The organism is Edaphovirga cremea (assembly GCF_003332275.1).
GTDB lineage: Bacteria > Pseudomonadota > Gammaproteobacteria > Enterobacterales > Enterobacteriaceae > Edaphovirga > Edaphovirga cremea.
In genome coordinates this window covers 17,164-33,420 of the sequence record NZ_QOVA01000010.1, presented here as the reverse complement: position 1 = coordinate 33,420, position 16,257 = coordinate 17,164, and the positions used below count along the sequence as shown (strand labels likewise).

Genomic DNA, 16,257 nt, shown 5'->3' with positions numbered 1-16,257 from the left:
TGTAAGGAGGGAAAAGGGCTTACGGATGAGACAAGGTTTTAGCTGACTAGGAATTTTTCCTACTCAGGGGGTACTTTGATCAAAATCTGTGGGTAACTTAACAATTACGCGAGTTCCTTTACGTCGTTGTAACACCCATTCTCCACCCAAAGCCCGTACCCGCTCCTCAATACCCCGCATCCCAAACCCTTCTTTGGCGTGTTCAGGCATGCCGATACCATCGTCGCGAACGTCCAGCACCAGCATATGTTGCTGCTGGAAAAGACGCACCACAATGTGTCGCGCCCCGGCGTGTTTATTGATGTTATTCAGCAGTTCCTGAACAATCCGGTAGAGGGTGAAAACCAGCGTCTCATCGGCAGGATCGGCCTCGAATTCGTAATCGAGACGAAAATCGATTCCCTGCTGGTGAAAGGAAAATTCATCGGCGAGATGGCGCAATGATTTTTCAAGGCTCATTTCGTCCAGAACCGGCGGGCGAAGTTGTCGCAGGAGTTGGCGCGTGGTTTGGTGGATACGTTGTGAAAGCTCACCAATCTGACGGGCGGCCAACTGCGCAGCCTCACCCGGCGGACTGCGATTGACCAGCATCGCCTGAATCTGAATGGCCGTAATGTTCTGCCCAATTTCGTCGTGCAACTCACGAGCGATATCTTTGCGTACCGCTTCTTCGGTATGCACCAGTCGCTCCATCAATTTGCGGCGGGTGTGCAATTCCAGCTCAAGTTGCTGGCGATAGCGATGCAGGTGCGAAGCCAATTGTTGCTGGCGGCTGATGGCGATGCCCAGCCCTATCCCGAGCAATGCCTGGGTGGAGAGGAACAGTTCAAGTTCGAGCAGGTCATGAAACGCGCCGCCCATTTGACGGGTGGCGGCAATGGTCAGACTGCCGAGGATTGCCGCCAGCACTCCGCCTTGCCAACCAAAAGCGTAGGCCATCATCACATTCGGCAGGAACACGACAATCAGTAACAGCCGTTCGACTTCAGGTGACAGCGTGATCTGCACGCAAACCGCAATGGCGAAAAACAGCGAGCACCAGATCAACAAGGAAGCGCGCAAAGGCGGATCGGCGGCTTCTTGTGCCAGCAGACCTTGCAGGTTTTGTTGCTTGAGATATTCGTAGATCAGATAAATAAACGGTGTCAGCAGTACGCCGCCGGTAAAACTGGCCAGGAAAGTCTGCGCCAGCGTCGCGTTCAGCCAATAACCCGGGATCAGCATCTGCAACAGGCTGTTGGTTGCAACAGCCGTGACCAGTAACAACAGGCGCTGCCAATAGTGGATGCAGTGGTGCCAATATTCTTGTGCGAGCAGGGCAGGGATCAGACTCAGCCAGGGCGACAACAGGATGAGCCACTGGGTCTGCAACTGTTCCATATGCAGCCAGACAATGATCCCGGATTCTGCAATCAGCATGGCCGGTAAGTAGCGGCGGGCAAAGAGGATCATCAGGGCCAGACGCAATCCCTGCGGCAGCAGCAGAATGGCCTGCTGTCCATTATGCGTCAGGTAAAAACTGATGGTCCACAGCGCCAGCCAGCACAGGCTGTAAAACATGACGAGAAAAATAACCAGCCCGCTACGACGTAATTGCCGCATGTCTCAACTTCCCGCCAGCAAATGGTTATGCAACGCAAAATGAACCAGTTCGACGGTAGTTTCGCACTGTAATTTACCGAGGATATTGGCGCGGTGTACGTGGACCGTTTTATGGCTTAGCGCCAGTTGTTCCGCGATCGCTTTCACGCTCATCCCGCCAACCAGCAGGTCAAATATCTCTTTCTCGCGTGGCGTCAATGACTGCAATACTTTGGGGATTTGCTGACTCTGGCGCAGGGCCAGCAAGGCATCGGAACACAGATAACGGCCACCGGCATACACGGTGCGCACGGCCTGTACCAACTCTTCCGGCCCGCAACGTTTGGTCAGGTAACCGCTGGCCCCGGCATCGAGTGCGCTTTGCACAAAGGCGGTGGTGTCATAAATACTGAGGATAATGGCTCTGAAGTCAGGACGTTGTTGGCGCAGGCGCGCCAGAAGGCTAAGCCCGCTCTCATCCGGCATGGCGATATCCATGACTGCGACATCAATGTTCAGCTTTAGCAACGAGGACCATGCGCTGGCCGCCGAAGCGTACTGCCCAACAATTTGGATATCCTGTTCAAGCGTGAGGAGTTGAGCAAAACCGGAGCGGACAACTACGTGATCGTCTATCAGTGCAACGTTAATCATAAGCCTGTAACGAGATATGAAATAATTTGCATCATGGTCATGAATGGGCGTTTTAGGCAACAGGGAAATCCGAAAATGCCACGCTGTTAACATAATTGGAGTGCGGTCAATACTCCGAGAGGGGAGGCTTGACCGTTGGTATCAGGCGTCTGAGAGCGGTTGCGCTGCAGGGGATTTGAGTTTTTCGATCAACAGGGCAATCAGGAAGAACATCGCCTGGATCAGCACGATACAGGGACCGGTAGCCCCGTCTATTTGGAAACTGATTACCGTGCCCAACACGCAGGAAGCAACGGAAACGGTGGTCGCAATCAGCAACATACGATCGAAACGGCGGGTCAGCATAAAACCGATAATACCGGGCGCGATCAGCATGGCGATAACCAGAATGACCCCCACCGCCTGTAGCGAGGCGACAATGGTCAAGGCCAACAGGCAGAGCAGGCCGTAATGCAGTCGCTTGACGGGCAAACCAATCACTTTGGCGTGGTTCGGATCGAAGCAATACAGCATCAGATCGCGGCGCTTGAGCACCACAATCAGCAATGTGACCGTCGCAATGATCAGCGTTTGCATCAATTCGCTACGGGTGATGCCCAGCACGTTACCAAACAGAATATGGCTGAGATGCTGATCGGTATCCATACGGGAAAACATCACCAAACCCAGCGCAAACATGCCGGAAAAGACGATCCCCATAACCGTGTCTTCTTTGACGCGGCTGTTTTCTTTGAGATATCCGGTCGCCAGCGCACAGAAAATCCCGGAGGCAAAGGCACCAATCACCAACGGAATACCTGCCCAGAAGGAGACGACGATACCGGGTAATACCGCGTGGGAAATGGCGTCACCCATCAGCGACCAGCCTTTCAGCACCAAAAAACACGAGAGCACGGCGCAGACCGCGCCGCTGACTACCGCGGCCAGAATGGCGCGCTGCATAAACGGATAGGCAAAAGGCTCGACCAACAGATTCCACCAGTCGCTCATAGATCCTCCCCGGCAGGCTGTGGTTGCTGACGGCGTAAACGTGCCGCCAACATCCCATGCTTTGGCGCAAACACAAATGCCAGCAGGAAAACCAGCGTCTGTAGCGTGACGATAATACCGCCGGTGGCACCGTTGAGAAAAAAGCTGATATAAGCTCCAACCATGCTGGTAACACCGCCGATAATGCAGGAAAGAATCAGCATCCGGCCAAAACGATCCGTCAGTAGATAGGCGGTGGCGCCCGGGGTAATGACCATCGCGATCACCAGAATTGCGCCAACGGTTTGCAAGGCGGCAACCGTACAGGCACTGAGCAGGGTGAAGAACAGGATTTTCAGTTTAAGGGGCGACAGGCCAATCGACATGGCATGGTTCTCGTCGAAAAATACCACCAGCAGATCTTTCCAGGTCAGGCAGAGAATAGCGAATGAGATCCCGACAATAACCACCACCTGAATGACATCTTCATCAGCGATTCCCAGAATATTGCCGAAGATAATCGACTGAACATTCACAGCGGTCGGGTTCAATGAAACGATCAGCAGACCGGCGGCGAAAAAGGTGGAAAAGATAAAGCCGATAATCGCATCCTCCCGCAGGCGCGTCAGGTGGCGGATCAACGCCATCGCCAGTGCGGCCAGCATCCCGGTAAAAAAAGCGCCAGCGGCGTAAGGCAACCCCAGCGCATAGGCGCCAGCCACGCCGGGAACCACCGAGTGGGAGAGTGCATCGCCCATCAGCGACCAGCCTTTCAGGATCAGATAGGCAGACAGAAAGGCGCAGACCGCCCCGACCAGTGCGCTGACCCAAATGGCCTTGACCATGTAGTTGTAGTTAAAGGGTTGCAGCAGGATTTCGAGCATCAGGATGATTTCTCCTTCGACTGACTCTGCTTGGGCGGCTCTTTTTTGCCGTGACCGTAGAAGACCGCCGGACGTTCATCATCGGTAATCACCGTCACGGCACGCGGATCGTTATCGTCATGCAGCGCCGCGCCGGACAGATCGATGTGTCGCAACACGCCACCAAAAGCGTGTTCGAGGTTTTCCTGAGTGAAGGTTTCCGCAATGGGCCCAGCGGCCAACACCGTGCGATTGATGAGAATCACCCGGTCGCAAAATTCCGGTACGCTACCGAGATTGTGGGTAGAGACCAAAATCAGATGCCCCTCGTCACGCAATGCCCGCAACAGATCGATGATAGCGTTCTCTGTTTTTAAATCGACACCGGTAAAGGGTTCGTCCAGCAACAGAACCCGGCCCTGCTGCGCCAGCGCCCGTGCGAGAAAAACACGCTTCTTCTGCCCGCCGGAGAGTTCACCGATTTGGCGGGAGCGCAGGGGTGTCAGACTCACGCGATCCAGCGCCTTGCTCACCTGCTCTTTGTGCTCGCGGGACGGGATGCGCAGGAAATTCATCTTGCCATAGCAGCCCATCATCACCACATCTTCAACCAGCACGGGAAAGTTCCAGTCGACGTCTTCGGTCTGCGGCACGTAAGCGATCAGATTCTGTTTCAGCGCCTGGCTTACCGACGACCCGTTGAGCGTCACCGATCCGCTGGTAGGTTTGACCAATCCCATAATACTTTTGAACAGCGTCGATTTTCCGCTGCCATTCGCCCCAACCAGTGCACAAATCGACCCGCCGTGCAGTTCGAAACTGGCGTTGCTCATTGCGCGATGCCCGTTGCGATAGGTGACAGAAACGTCATCAACGATCAGGTGCGGACGGGTAAACTCAGGTTGACTCATTATTGACCGAATCCTTTGGCGATGGTGTCGACAGTGACATTTAACAGATCAATATAGGTGGGCACCGGGCCACTTTCGCTTGAGAGGGAGTCGACGTACAACACTCCGCCATATTTTGCCCCGGTTTCCTTGGCGACCTGTTTGGATGATTTGTCTGAAATGGTGCTTTCGCTGAAGACCACTGGAATTTTTTCCGCGCGTACCGTGTCGATCACCCGGCGAACCTGCTGTGGCGAGCCTTGCTCATCGGCATTGATTGGCCACAAATAAACTTCTTTCAGATTATAGTCTTTCGTTAAATAGCTGAAGGCACCTTCGCTGGTTACCAACCAACGTTGTGATTCGGGGATGAGCGCCAGCCGGGCACGCAGCGGGGCATCCAGCGCTTTGATCTTTTCTGCATAATCCCTGGCGTTACGATTATAGGTTTCCGCATTATCCGGATCGTGTTTCACCAAACCCTGGCGGATGTTTTCAATATAAATCAGCGCGTTGGAAGAGGACATCCACGCGTGGGGATTGGGATTGCCGTTGTACGGGCCTTCACGGATGGGTAAGGGAGTGATGCCGTCAGTGACCACGACCGCAGGCACGTCATCGAGATTCTCAAAAAAACGTTGGAACCAGCGCTCAAGGTTCATGCCATTCCACAGAATCAGATCGGCAGATTGCGCTTTGACAATGTCACGCGGAGTGGGCTGATAGTCATGAATTTCTGCGCCGGGCTTGGTGATTGATTCAACAATCGCCGCGTCACCCGCCACGTTTTGCGCGATATCCTGAATAATGGTGAAGGTGGTGACGACCTTGAGCTTTTCTTTGGCCTGCGCACTGCTGCTCAGAACCATGTTGCTGAAAATCAGGCTACTCAGAACCAGGCCGCTCAGTAATATCCGTGCGATCGGTGTACTGGAAAGGAGCCAGCGTGTTGATTTCGCAGAGGGGGAGAATAGCCGGGGCAGAGAAATTTGAGACATAACCACGTTCCTTATAAACTCAATCTTAAATGAAAATGAGTATCGTTATCACTTAATAAATTGTCAAGCCATCAGATTATTATTATCTTTTCAGTTGATTGGATGGTGACAGTAACATTTGCATATGTCGACGGTTCAGATAATTCTTTACAGATCTTGAAGCCAGATCAAAGCGATGCTATCAAGAACGTGGCGCGCTGACTGGAATGAGTATAGAAGAACCTGGAAAGATCAGGGGAATAGCGAGCCAGTCTCCTGTACTTATTGGCTCCCATGAATGCCCGTTATGGCATCAATATAGATAAAACAAGTTTTGGGCGTAAATCCCCTATCATTACCCGTTGAAATCACGAATAAAGAACAATATTCCAGACCATAAAATATTTCTCTTCTACCCCTGAATAATATGGACTTCCTGCCATACTTGCTTATGAGAGTTTTCACTTTCACCCTTTGGATCAAAAACTATCGGGATCAATTATGACTAAAACATTCATTGTCATTGCGATTGCAGCTGCTGTTTTGAGCGGGTGCGCTAACAATCGAACTTCTTCAGGCGATACTTTCACGGCCTCTCAGGCCCGACAAGTTCAAACAGTTACTTACGGAACGCTGGTTTCAGTTCGCGCAGTTACCATTCAGGGCGGGGATGAAAATAATGTCGCGGGTGCCATTGGTGGTGCCGTAGTCGGTGGGTTCCTCGGGAACACCATTGGCGGGGGACGCGGTCAAAATCTGGCAACGGCGGGGGGCGTCGTAGCTGGTGGCATGGCAGGGCAAGGCGTTCAGAGCGCGATGAACCGCAGCCGTGGCGTTGAACTGGAAATACGCCAGGACAGCGGTGCAACGATCATTGTTGTACAGGCGCAAGGAAATACCCAATTCAGCGTTGGTCAACGCGTTGCCATTGCAACCAGTGGCCGTACAGTGACGGTTTCTCCACGATAACACGGCGTAATGCATTGAATATCTCCACCTTCAATGCATTACCCTTACGTTTAAGTTTGGTTTGGCCTTCTCGCATAAGATAAGGCTTAGGATAAATCCGCAGCAGTAAATTTCTGAATGCAGAAGTGGGCTATTTTACAAGGACAGTAATGAGCTTCCGACCTCTGGAATTAAAATAAAAAACGGAGTTAACGGCATATGCTTATTAAATGGATTAAACGGATTGTTATATTGTTCCTCGTGTTTGCCATCGGCGCACTCGCGGTACGTATTTATGATACGCAGCGCGGGCCACAACTTCAGTTGTGGCACACGTTCGTGCCCCATGAAATGCGGGCAAAAGACATCGACAACGCTACCTGGGCTGACTATCTGAAAGCCGAGGACGGCATATTCAAAGAAGTTCGGCAGAATGTCACCGATAAACTGGATGTCAGCGTTCAGACGCCGCTTAATCGCTATTTTGCTGGCAGTCCCATCTATCCTGATACTTTCACGACCAACTGGAACCATTCTTACATACTGATGCCTGAGGGTACGCCAAAAGGTGCCGTGGTGTTACTGCACGGCCTGACTGACACCCCTTATAGCCTGCGTCACATCGCGGATAACTACCGCGAGCGGGGTTATGTGGCGGTGGGGATCCGTTTACCGGCGCATGGTACGGTGCCGGGAGCGCTCACGGATGTAGATTGGCAGGATTGGATGGCCGCCACGCGGTTGGCCGTTCGTGAAGCCAAACGGCTCAGCGGCCCGTCACTGCCTTTGCATATCGTTGGTTTTTCCAATGGCGGTGCGTTGGCGATGAAATATACGCTGGATGCGCTGGATGACAGTAGGCTGGCGAAACCGCAACGGGTGATCCTTATCTCCCCCATGATCGGCGTGACCAGCTTTGCGCGATTTGCGGGCATCGCGGGTTGGCCAGCAATTTTCCCTGCCTTTGCCAAGGCGGCTTGGCTGGGGATCGTGCCTGAGTTCAATCCTTTCAAATACAACTCTTTCCCGGTGAATGCCGCACGCCAGTCATATCAATTGACCCAGGCGCTGCAAAGCCAGATTGCCCGTGACGCGCGTAATAACAAGATGGATGAGTTGCCACCGGTACTGACTTTCCAGTCAGTGCTTGATTCCACGGTCAGTACGCGCGCGGTGGTGACGGCGCTCTATAATCATCTGCCCGCCAACGGCAGTGAAGTCGTGCTGTTTGACCTGAATCAGGCGGTAAGTTTCGGGCCACTGCTCAGAACGTCGTCGTATACCGCGTTGTCCCGTTTGTTGCCACCGGCACCACGCCGCTATAAGAGCACCATCGTGACCAATGTGTCGTCAGAGACTACCGATACCCTGGCGCGGACTACGGATGCGGGCCAGACTCAGGAGACCACGGAGTTACTCGGTATCACCTATCTGCCGGACATCTTCTCGCTGTCTCACGTCGCCTTGCCTTTCCCGATGAGCGATTCGTTGTATGGTCGTTATCCTAATCCGCGTAACCAATACGGCATTAGCCTGGGGACTTTCGCGGCGCGCGGGGAGCGGGCGGTACTGGTTGTAGGACTGGATTCGCTGATGCGTATTTCGTCCAACCCGTTCTTCCCGTATATGCTCAAACGTATTGATGCCAAGATAGATACGCCAGAAAGCCGTGCGTTAGAACAGAAGGCATCAGAGAAAAGCGCGGCAGGCGCAGCAAATAAAGCCGAAGGGGCAGTCGATAAGACCGAAGCGCCAGTGAAATAACCCTCACGGCGTGGGTTAATTGAAAAGCCAGAATCCTTCCCCGGGGTTCTGGCTTTTTACTGCGCAATATCACTTAACTACACAATATCGCTTAACTACACAACATCACTTAACTACATAATATCGTTGAGCATAATACCGATACCGAACCGGGTTTGCCTGAAGTTATAGTCAATCATTGATTCACCATAGCCGCTGAAAAGCTGCGAGTAGAAGCGGATATGTGGCGTGATTGGATAGCTCCAACCCATTTCCGCACCGCCATAGCCCGTGTTCCAGTTATAACGGCCTTCAACACTGAATACGCTTTCACCCAGGGCATAACCGACTTTCACCCGGTAATGACCCATGTATTTGGTGATGTCCGGATTGTCGTCTTTTCCCTCACTTTCCGAGAAACGGTACCAGGGTTTGATATCGACTTCCCAATTGCCCCGCTGCGCCATAACGCGGGCATAGGCGCGATCCCAACTGCGTGATGTGGGGTCGGCTTTGCCGTTGGACTGGTGGTTGAAACCTACCTCAATTTCGCGCAGTGACCAACCAGCAAATTGGTAATCAGTCGCCCAACCGAGGAAAATCTGCGGTTCATAAGTGGTTTCGCGAAAAGGTGATGACTCATCGCTATTGGATAATTGCCACCACGAACGTTGGGTATAAGACGCGCCAAGCAAAGAGTTGTCACCCGCAATACCGCGCCAAATAGGAAAGCCGAGACTGATCTGGAACTTCACTTCGTCCTTGCGGGCTTCACTTGCCCAATCGTAGGAGCTGATCGCGTCTTTATTGATATGGCTGGTATACGTGTAGAGGATGTAGTTGGTCTCATACGGATAAAGCAGGAAAGGGTTGTCGTGCTCTTGCAGCATTGCGGCGATGATACTGCCGCGTACGGCAGGCGCATCGTTGATTTTTGTAACTTTTGCGTCCTCTGCGTGGGTTAGCGTAGAAATAGGTAACAGGCCTAACAGCATCAGCCAGGAAGTGCGCATAGATTCCCTCATCTTCATGAGTCAATTTTAAAAAGGATCAGTCAACAGCCGAGTATTTTATAGTAAAGTCTTACTGATATCATTTCTGAATAGATGCACAGTATAGCCCCATGTTTTATAAATGTTTAAGGGCTTTGTCGCGAAGATAACGCAAGAGCAGTCGAGGAATTTCCCGATGCAAGACGTGCGGCGGAGGGCAGGATGTGTTTTCGGCAAGCAATAAATGAAAAAGCCGCCTCGTAGGGGCGGCCTCTTGAAAAGGGGGATATCTTAGAACGGCGAGACGTCTGTGCCGATACGCTGGCAGAAATCACCGTATGCATTTCCCAGTTTTCCAAACAATTTACTGATTTTATGTGCAATTTTCATTGTCTGCTCCTGGCATTCTCTGAGTGATAGTTTATGTGATCTTCGTCACGCTTTGTACTCTACGCCGATCAAAACGGCATTTCAATAATTTTTGTGATGCGAATCACAAAAAATCACGTTGCGATTGAGACAAGGAAAGCTGCCCAAAGATCAGCAGGCTACAACATAGCTTTGAGCTGTTTATCCCAGACGCGAATGCTTTTGTCCCTGACATTCAAAAAACGAACAGATCTAACGTGTTCAGCGTTAAATAATCGGAAATCACCCCGGAGTATTCTGACCAAAGCCGATTTATATCTATTCGAATATCTTGCCAACTCTCCCCATTTCGATTTAATCCGCTGTTTAGTCGTTAACCGCCCCTCCACTCCGGTGGAAATAAGAATTTGGTTTATATTTAAATTGTTGAATTTGAAATTCGAGTAAAACCCTACCAAACAATATCTTTGTGTTTTAAGGCTAATGCTATGAAAAACTTCGTTAAATTTAGTTCTGACAAATTCTCTGGCAGTAACCGTCGCGCTGTACTGAAAACCGTACTGGGTCTTACCGTCGCCGGTGTTATTGGCGGTGTAGGTATGGCGGTGCCGGGAGTTTCCTATGCGGCATCAATGACCAAGGAAGAGCGCGACAAGCTCAGCCCTGACGACATTATTGCCAGCCTGAAAGAGGGTAATGGCCGTTTCCGCAGTGGAAAATTGACGCAACATGATTATCTGGCGCAGAAGAGAGCCAGCGCGTTGGGTCAGTTTCCAGCCGCAGTACTGCTCAGTTGCATAGATTCACGGGCTCCCGCAGAAATTCTGTTTGATACGGGGATTGGTGAAACCTTTAATGCTCGCATCGCGGGGAATATTTCCAATGATGATATTCTCGGCAGTATGGAGTTTGCCTGCGCGGCCGCAGGGGCAAAAGTGATTCTGGTACTGGGCCACACGGCGTGTGGTGCGGTAGCGGGTGCGATTGATAAAGTCGAATTAGGGAATTTGACTGGGTTGCTGGATAAAATCCAGCCAGCGGTCAAGGCCACGGAATACTCGGGTGAGCGCAAGGGCAGCAACAGCGAATTCGTTGATGCGGTTGCGGCGACCAACGTCAAGTTGACCATTGAAGAGATCCGTGAAAACAGTGAGATACTCGAAAAACTGGAGAAAGAGGGGAAAATCAAGATTGTTGGTGCGATGTATAATTTAGCCGATGGAACCGTGGAGTTTTACAGTTAATTTCACCACGGATTCTCTTGGGCATCAATGAAACAGAAGATGCTGGTGCGAGGTAAACAATGCTTTCCTTTTCCCTGCGAAGCATAATTTGGTTAGTCGTTTATCTGTTTTTTATTTTGGCACCTCTGCTGGCACTTCTGTCCGGTTCATTGCCGCCTGCACGGGACTTTTGGACGGAATTTTCAGTTGCCCTGGGGTATGCAGGACTGGCGATGATGGGGTTACAGTTTGGTCTTACTGCCCGTTTTCGTTATGTTACAGAACCCTGGGGCGAGGATGTCATTTATCATTTTCACCGACGCATTTCCCTTATTGCGGTTGGGCTGGTTATTGCCCATCCGCTTATCCTGTTCGTTGTCCGTCCTGAACTGCTCGCACTTCTCAATTCGATTGATGCACCGTGGCGTGCACGTTTTGCGGCGTTGTCCACGTATTCCTTGATTGCGTTGGTGATCATGGCGATCTGGCGGGTGGAGTTGAAAATCCGCTACGAAATCTGGCATCTGAGCCATATCATTTTGGCGGTGGTCGCCGTAGTCGCCGGGATCCTGCATATGGTGGGCTGGGGATTCTATCTTGATGACCCGTTGAAACGAGCGTTGTGGATTGGTCTGATCCTGTTTTGGCTGGCGCTGCTGGTTTACATCCGCGTGGTCAAACCGCTGTTTATTCTGCGTCGCCCCTATCGCATTGTTGAAGTACGCAAGGAGCGCGGGGACACCACAACGTTGGTGATGCAGCCAGAAGGCCATTCCGGTTTTCGCTTCGTTCCGGGACAGTTTGCCTGGTTAACATTATGGGGCAGCCCATTTAAGATTACCGGACATCCTTTTTCGCTCTCATCGAGTGCCGAGGCCAATGATGGCCGCGTTGAGATGTCTATCCGCAATCTGGGCGATTTCACCCAACAGATCCCCAGCGTGCCTGTCGGGCAACGGGTCTATCTGGATGGGCCTTATGGCGCATTTACCGTGGGGAATCCGGCGGATATGCATGTTCTGATCGCCGGTGGCGTAGGGATTACGCCGATGATGAGTATTCTGCGCACCTTCGCCGATCGTGGTGATTCACGTCCGGTTATTCTGCTGTATGGCAGCAAGGATTGGGAATCGATTACCTTCCGCGAGGAGTTGGAAACGCTACAAAGACGGCTCAACCTGAAAGTCGTTCACGTGCTGGCCGATCCTCCCGCCGATTGGCAGGGGGAGCGCGGATTCATTACTGCGGACGTATTCAGGCGTCATCTGCCGCCGCCTTTTGCCGATCATGAATATTTCATCTGTGGACCCAATGTGATGATGGACGCGATTGAAAAGGCGCTCAGCGAGATGGGTGTTCCTTTGGAAAAATACCATTCCGAGCGTTATAACTTTGCCTGAGGAGAATCATGATGCGCCGACTTTTCGCAGAGAGACTCGCGCTGGCTACGGGAATTATCGTGCTGCTGGTCGCGCTGTTGTTCGCTTATTTACGTGTCGCAGGGTAAATCTTACCGATGGCCGGTTGAGCAGTTGTAATAGCGAAATCAGCGGAAAGAGCCCGGCCATTTCTGCCCCGTCAATACTTCCATTTTCTTAATAAAATTCCCATTAATAAAAAATTAGACGCCGATAAAGAAATTTATTTCGCTATTGCGCTGCACAAGCCGTTTATTCTGGCGAAGTGGTCTGTTCCCATAAAATAATTATCCCTAACGAGCTGGCATTAACGATCGTTAAGGACTATTCATGTATGGAATCCAAAAATAGTGGGCACGTGTTATATCAATTGAATAATTTCATGGTGCAACTATTCTCGCAAGGCAATTCAATAAGATAAAAGCTGTTAAGGAGAACAGCGTTGGTTCATAAAAATGTCATCAAAAACAGGTAGAAAGTGCGTTGATAATACAGAACTTGATTAAGGATGATTAACAATGTTAAGAAAACCAGTAGTCTCAGTAATCGCTATTGCCGTGGTTTTTTCTTTGCAAACAGCCTATGCGCAAGAGGAGAGAACCACCAGGGCAACAGAACTTATTTATGGCTTCAGTCAGCTCAATAATAGCGTTGAAGGGCGCAATGCCCTGGTCGGGAATCTTGAAGCGACGATTGCAACCAACAATAATGCCCCTGATGCCCAACGAGCGAAGGCGATTTCTGATAATACAATTCCGGCTCTTGTCGGTTCAATGACCAACGGCCTATTGGTTGCCGATGCGCTCGGTGCGAGGATGAGTGCGATATTCTCGGCAAGCAATAGCATCAACGTCGCAACCTATACTGCCACCACCTTCTCCGAAAATTTCGGCAAGCTCTTTTCACAGGTCAATGCCCTTATTCAAGAGGATTCGAGTTTTTCCAAGAATTATTTAGCCAATGGAAGCCCCAATGGCACGCCTGGGACGCCGGTCACCGGGATCAGTCTGCCAGAAGGCGGGGTCTATAACGTCTACGATCTTGCCTACCACCCTTTAGAGGAAAACAGGAATTCAGTCGGTAACTCGCGTCCTGTCCAGGTTGCACCGGACAGAATCGAGACGTTTGGCGGGGTCGATTTCTTCGGCGTCCAAACCGATGGTATGACGTCGATTCTTCCGACGGTTAAAAGCAATGCTTCATTCCCCAGTGGCCATTCGGCCTTCGGATTTGCCAGCACTCTTCTTTTTGCACAAATGGTTCCGGAACGTTTCCAGGAATTTATTCTACGGGGTTCTGAATACGGCAATAGCCGGATGACGATAGGTGTCCACTACGCGTTTGACGTCATCGGTGCGCGTATTATGACCACCTACGCGTTGGCGCAAATTCTGAATAATAATCCTGATTATCTTGAGCAAAACATCTCAGGATGGGCGGGGGCTGTCGTCACTACCAACGATTTCAATGCCCTGATGCTGTCTGCTCAAACCGATCTGCGCACTATGCTGGAGCAAGGCTGCCAAACGAGCATTGCCGACTGCGCGGCAGCCGACAAGGCCGCGCGTGCAGATCAGGCGGCAAAAGACAAAGCTGACTATATCTTTCGCTTGACCTACGGGATTTCGCCCGTCGGCCCAACGGATCTCGCCCCGGTGGTCCCAGAAGGCGCAGAAGTACTGATAGCGACCCGATTCCCCTATTTGACGGCAGAGCAGCGTCGCGATGTCCTTGCCACGACGGAAATCGAATCCGGCCATGCGCTCGACAACGGTTCCGGTTGGGCTCGCCTCGATCTCTATTCGGCGGCTGACGGCTATGGTGCATTCAACGGCAATGTTGCGGTGACCATGGACGCAAGCCAAGGGGGCGTCAATGCCTATGATATTTGGAACAATGATATCGGCGGCAACGGCAGCTTTGTCAAAGACGGATCGGGCGTACTCGAATTCACCGGAAACAACAGTTTTTCCGGAACCACGAATGTCGCGGGTGGCGCACTGGTCATCAACGGCTATCACGGGAACTCTTCCGTCACGGTGGGTGAGGGCGCTGTGCTGGCAGGTTCCGGTACCGTGGGTGAATTGACGGGCCTGTCAGGTGCGGTTATCGCGCCCGGAAATTCCATTGGAACCCTGAACGTGCTGAATAATGTCACGTTCGACGCCGGATCGCAGTATGCGGTAGAAGTGGCGGCAGACGGCCGCAGCGACCTGATCCAGAGCACCGGTGCAGCCTCGCTCAACGGTGGGGAAGTGGCAGTATCTCTGGAGAACCGCGGCAATTTGCTCAGCAAGAGCGAAGTACAGAGTTTGTTTGGGCAGCAATACACTATTTTGACCGCCCAGCAGGGTATCACTGGGCAATTTGCCGGTGTGCAACCTGACTATCTGTTCCTTGGCACGAGCCTGAACTATCAACCCAACCAGGTTCTCCTGAACGTGGGACGCAATGCGACGGCCTTCGCCGACGTCGCACTGACACAGAACGAGCGTGCGGTCGCTGCCGCGGCAGAAGCGCTCAGTGCCGGTAATCCGGTGTACGAAAGCATTCTGACCACCGATACCGCTGGGGTGGCGCGTCAGGCATTCCGTCAACTGTCGGGGCAAATTCATGCCGATATCGCTTCAGCGCTGGTCAATGACAGTCGCTACGTGCGTGATGTGCTGAACGAGCGGTTGCGTCAGGCTGAGGGGCTGTCCAGCTCGCCGGACATCAAGGCGGACGAAGGCGGAGCCTGGGCGCAGTTGCTGGGGGCATGGGATCACGCTTCTGGTGATGCCAATGCGACGGGTTTTCAGGCATCAACCTATGGCGTGCTGTTAGGCTTGGACTCGGCGTTTGCTGATGACTGGCGTCTGGGGATCTCCACCGGTTACACCCGTACCTCACTGGACGGTGGCTACGATTCAAGTGCGGACAGCGACAACTATCATCTGGGTGCGTATGGCGGCAAGCAGTTCGGCGATCTGGCATTACGGGTCGGGGGGAGTTATACATGGCATCGTATTGATACCTCACGCTCCATTTATTATGGTTCGCACGCTGACAGCGCGGCAGCGAAGTACAGCGCTCGCACAGAACAGCTTTTCGCCGAAGCCGGGTATAGCGTCAAAGGAGCGTGGCTGAACCTTGAGCCATTCGCCAATCTGGCGTACATCAATTTCCAAAACAACGGTATTGCTGAAGACGGGGGAGCTGCGGCGCTGCGTGGTGACAGGCAGCATACTGACGCGACGGTGTCGACGTTGGGATTACGTGCGGATACCGAATGGCAGATGAGCAAGACGACGGCAGCAACGCTGCGTGGTGAGTTGGGTTGGCAACACCAGTACGGTCAACTGGATCGGGATACTGGACTGATGTTCAGCAGCAGCGCTTCGCAGTTTGTGGTCAATAGCGTTCCGGCGTCGCGCGATGGCGCAGTGCTGAAAGCCAGCGCAGAAGTGGCGATCAACAAAAATGCCACGCTGTCGTTAGGTTATGGCGGATTGATATCGCAAAATTATCAGGATAATCGCGTCAACGCGGGCTTTACCTGGCGTTTCTGATCGCATCATAAAATCCGATCTCTCCGGAGATCGGATTCCCGGTTGAAAGCACAAAGCCTGCCTGGATCCCTGGGCGAGC

At 52.1% G+C, this 16,257-nt stretch carries 12 protein-coding genes; 5 read left to right on the top strand and 7 right to left on the bottom strand.

The window, feature by feature from the left end; all coding sequences use genetic code 11:
* Positions 1 to 63 precede the first annotated feature (63 nt).
* The 6 genes from DRI82_RS14740 to DRI82_RS14715 form a co-directional block, all read right to left on the bottom strand.
* A complete protein-coding gene (locus tag DRI82_RS14740) occupies positions 64 to 1,602 on the bottom strand; it encodes an MASE1 domain-containing sensor histidine kinase (RefSeq protein ID WP_114194676.1) in 1,539 nt (512 codons plus the stop codon).
* 3 nt (positions 1,603 to 1,605) lie between these two features.
* Positions 1,606 to 2,235, bottom strand: coding sequence for a response regulator transcription factor (locus DRI82_RS14735; protein ID WP_114194675.1), 630 nt, complete (start codon positions 2,233 to 2,235; stop codon positions 1,606 to 1,608).
* Between the two features lie 141 nt (positions 2,236 to 2,376).
* Entirely contained in the window at positions 2,377 to 3,225 is an 849-nt protein-coding gene (locus DRI82_RS14730; protein WP_114194674.1) for a metal ABC transporter permease, read from the bottom strand.
* Positions 3,222 to 4,088, bottom strand: coding sequence for a metal ABC transporter permease (locus tag DRI82_RS14725; RefSeq protein WP_114194673.1), 867 nt, complete (start codon positions 4,086 to 4,088; stop codon positions 3,222 to 3,224). Before DRI82_RS14725 ends, DRI82_RS14730 begins: the two co-directional genes overlap by 4 nt.
* Positions 4,088 to 4,978: a manganese/iron ABC transporter ATP-binding protein gene (locus tag DRI82_RS14720; RefSeq protein WP_114194672.1), complete on the bottom strand. Its 891-nt coding sequence runs from the start codon at positions 4,976 to 4,978 to the stop codon at positions 4,088 to 4,090. The genes DRI82_RS14725 and DRI82_RS14720 overlap by 1 nt, the downstream gene beginning before the upstream one ends.
* Positions 4,978 to 5,955 (bottom strand): metal ABC transporter substrate-binding protein, encoded by a 978-nt coding sequence (locus DRI82_RS14715; RefSeq protein WP_114194671.1) that lies wholly within the window; start codon positions 5,953 to 5,955, stop codon positions 4,978 to 4,980. The genes DRI82_RS14720 and DRI82_RS14715 overlap by 1 nt, the downstream gene beginning before the upstream one ends.
* A 480-nt stretch (positions 5,956 to 6,435) precedes the next feature.
* Between DRI82_RS14715 and DRI82_RS14710 the strand changes: the two genes are divergently transcribed.
* On the top strand, positions 6,436 to 6,903 hold the full coding sequence (locus DRI82_RS14710) for an outer membrane lipoprotein (protein ID WP_114194670.1): 468 nt from the start codon (positions 6,436 to 6,438) through the stop codon (positions 6,901 to 6,903).
* A 198-nt stretch (positions 6,904 to 7,101) separates the two neighbouring features.
* Positions 7,102 to 8,646 carry an alpha/beta hydrolase gene (locus DRI82_RS14705; protein ID WP_114194669.1) on the top strand — a complete coding sequence of 515 codons (1,545 nt, stop codon included), beginning with the start codon at positions 7,102 to 7,104 and terminating at the stop codon, positions 8,644 to 8,646.
* 113 nt (positions 8,647 to 8,759) lie between these two features.
* Here DRI82_RS14705 and pldA read toward each other — a convergent pair whose 3' ends face one another.
* Positions 8,760 to 9,638, bottom strand: coding sequence for a phospholipase A (gene pldA / locus DRI82_RS14700; RefSeq protein WP_114194668.1), 879 nt, complete (start codon positions 9,636 to 9,638; stop codon positions 8,760 to 8,762).
* 836 nt (positions 9,639 to 10,474) lie between these two features.
* Between pldA and DRI82_RS14695 the strand changes: the two genes are divergently transcribed.
* The 3 genes from DRI82_RS14695 to DRI82_RS14685 all read left to right on the top strand — a co-directional run bounded on the left by DRI82_RS14695 (position 10,475) and on the right by DRI82_RS14685 (position 16,178).
* Complete coding sequence (locus tag DRI82_RS14695; RefSeq protein WP_114194667.1) at positions 10,475 to 11,230, top strand: carbonic anhydrase; 756 nt, start codon at positions 10,475 to 10,477, stop codon at positions 11,228 to 11,230.
* A gap of 59 nt (positions 11,231 to 11,289) precedes the next feature.
* Positions 11,290 to 12,609: a ferredoxin reductase family protein gene (locus DRI82_RS14690; RefSeq protein ID WP_114194666.1), complete on the top strand. Its 1,320-nt coding sequence runs from the start codon at positions 11,290 to 11,292 to the stop codon at positions 12,607 to 12,609.
* 536 nt (positions 12,610 to 13,145) lie between these two features.
* On the top strand, positions 13,146 to 16,178 hold the full coding sequence (locus tag DRI82_RS14685) for an autotransporter outer membrane beta-barrel domain-containing protein (protein ID WP_245956851.1): 3,033 nt from the start codon (positions 13,146 to 13,148) through the stop codon (positions 16,176 to 16,178).
* Positions 16,179 to 16,257: the final 79 nt, after the last annotated feature.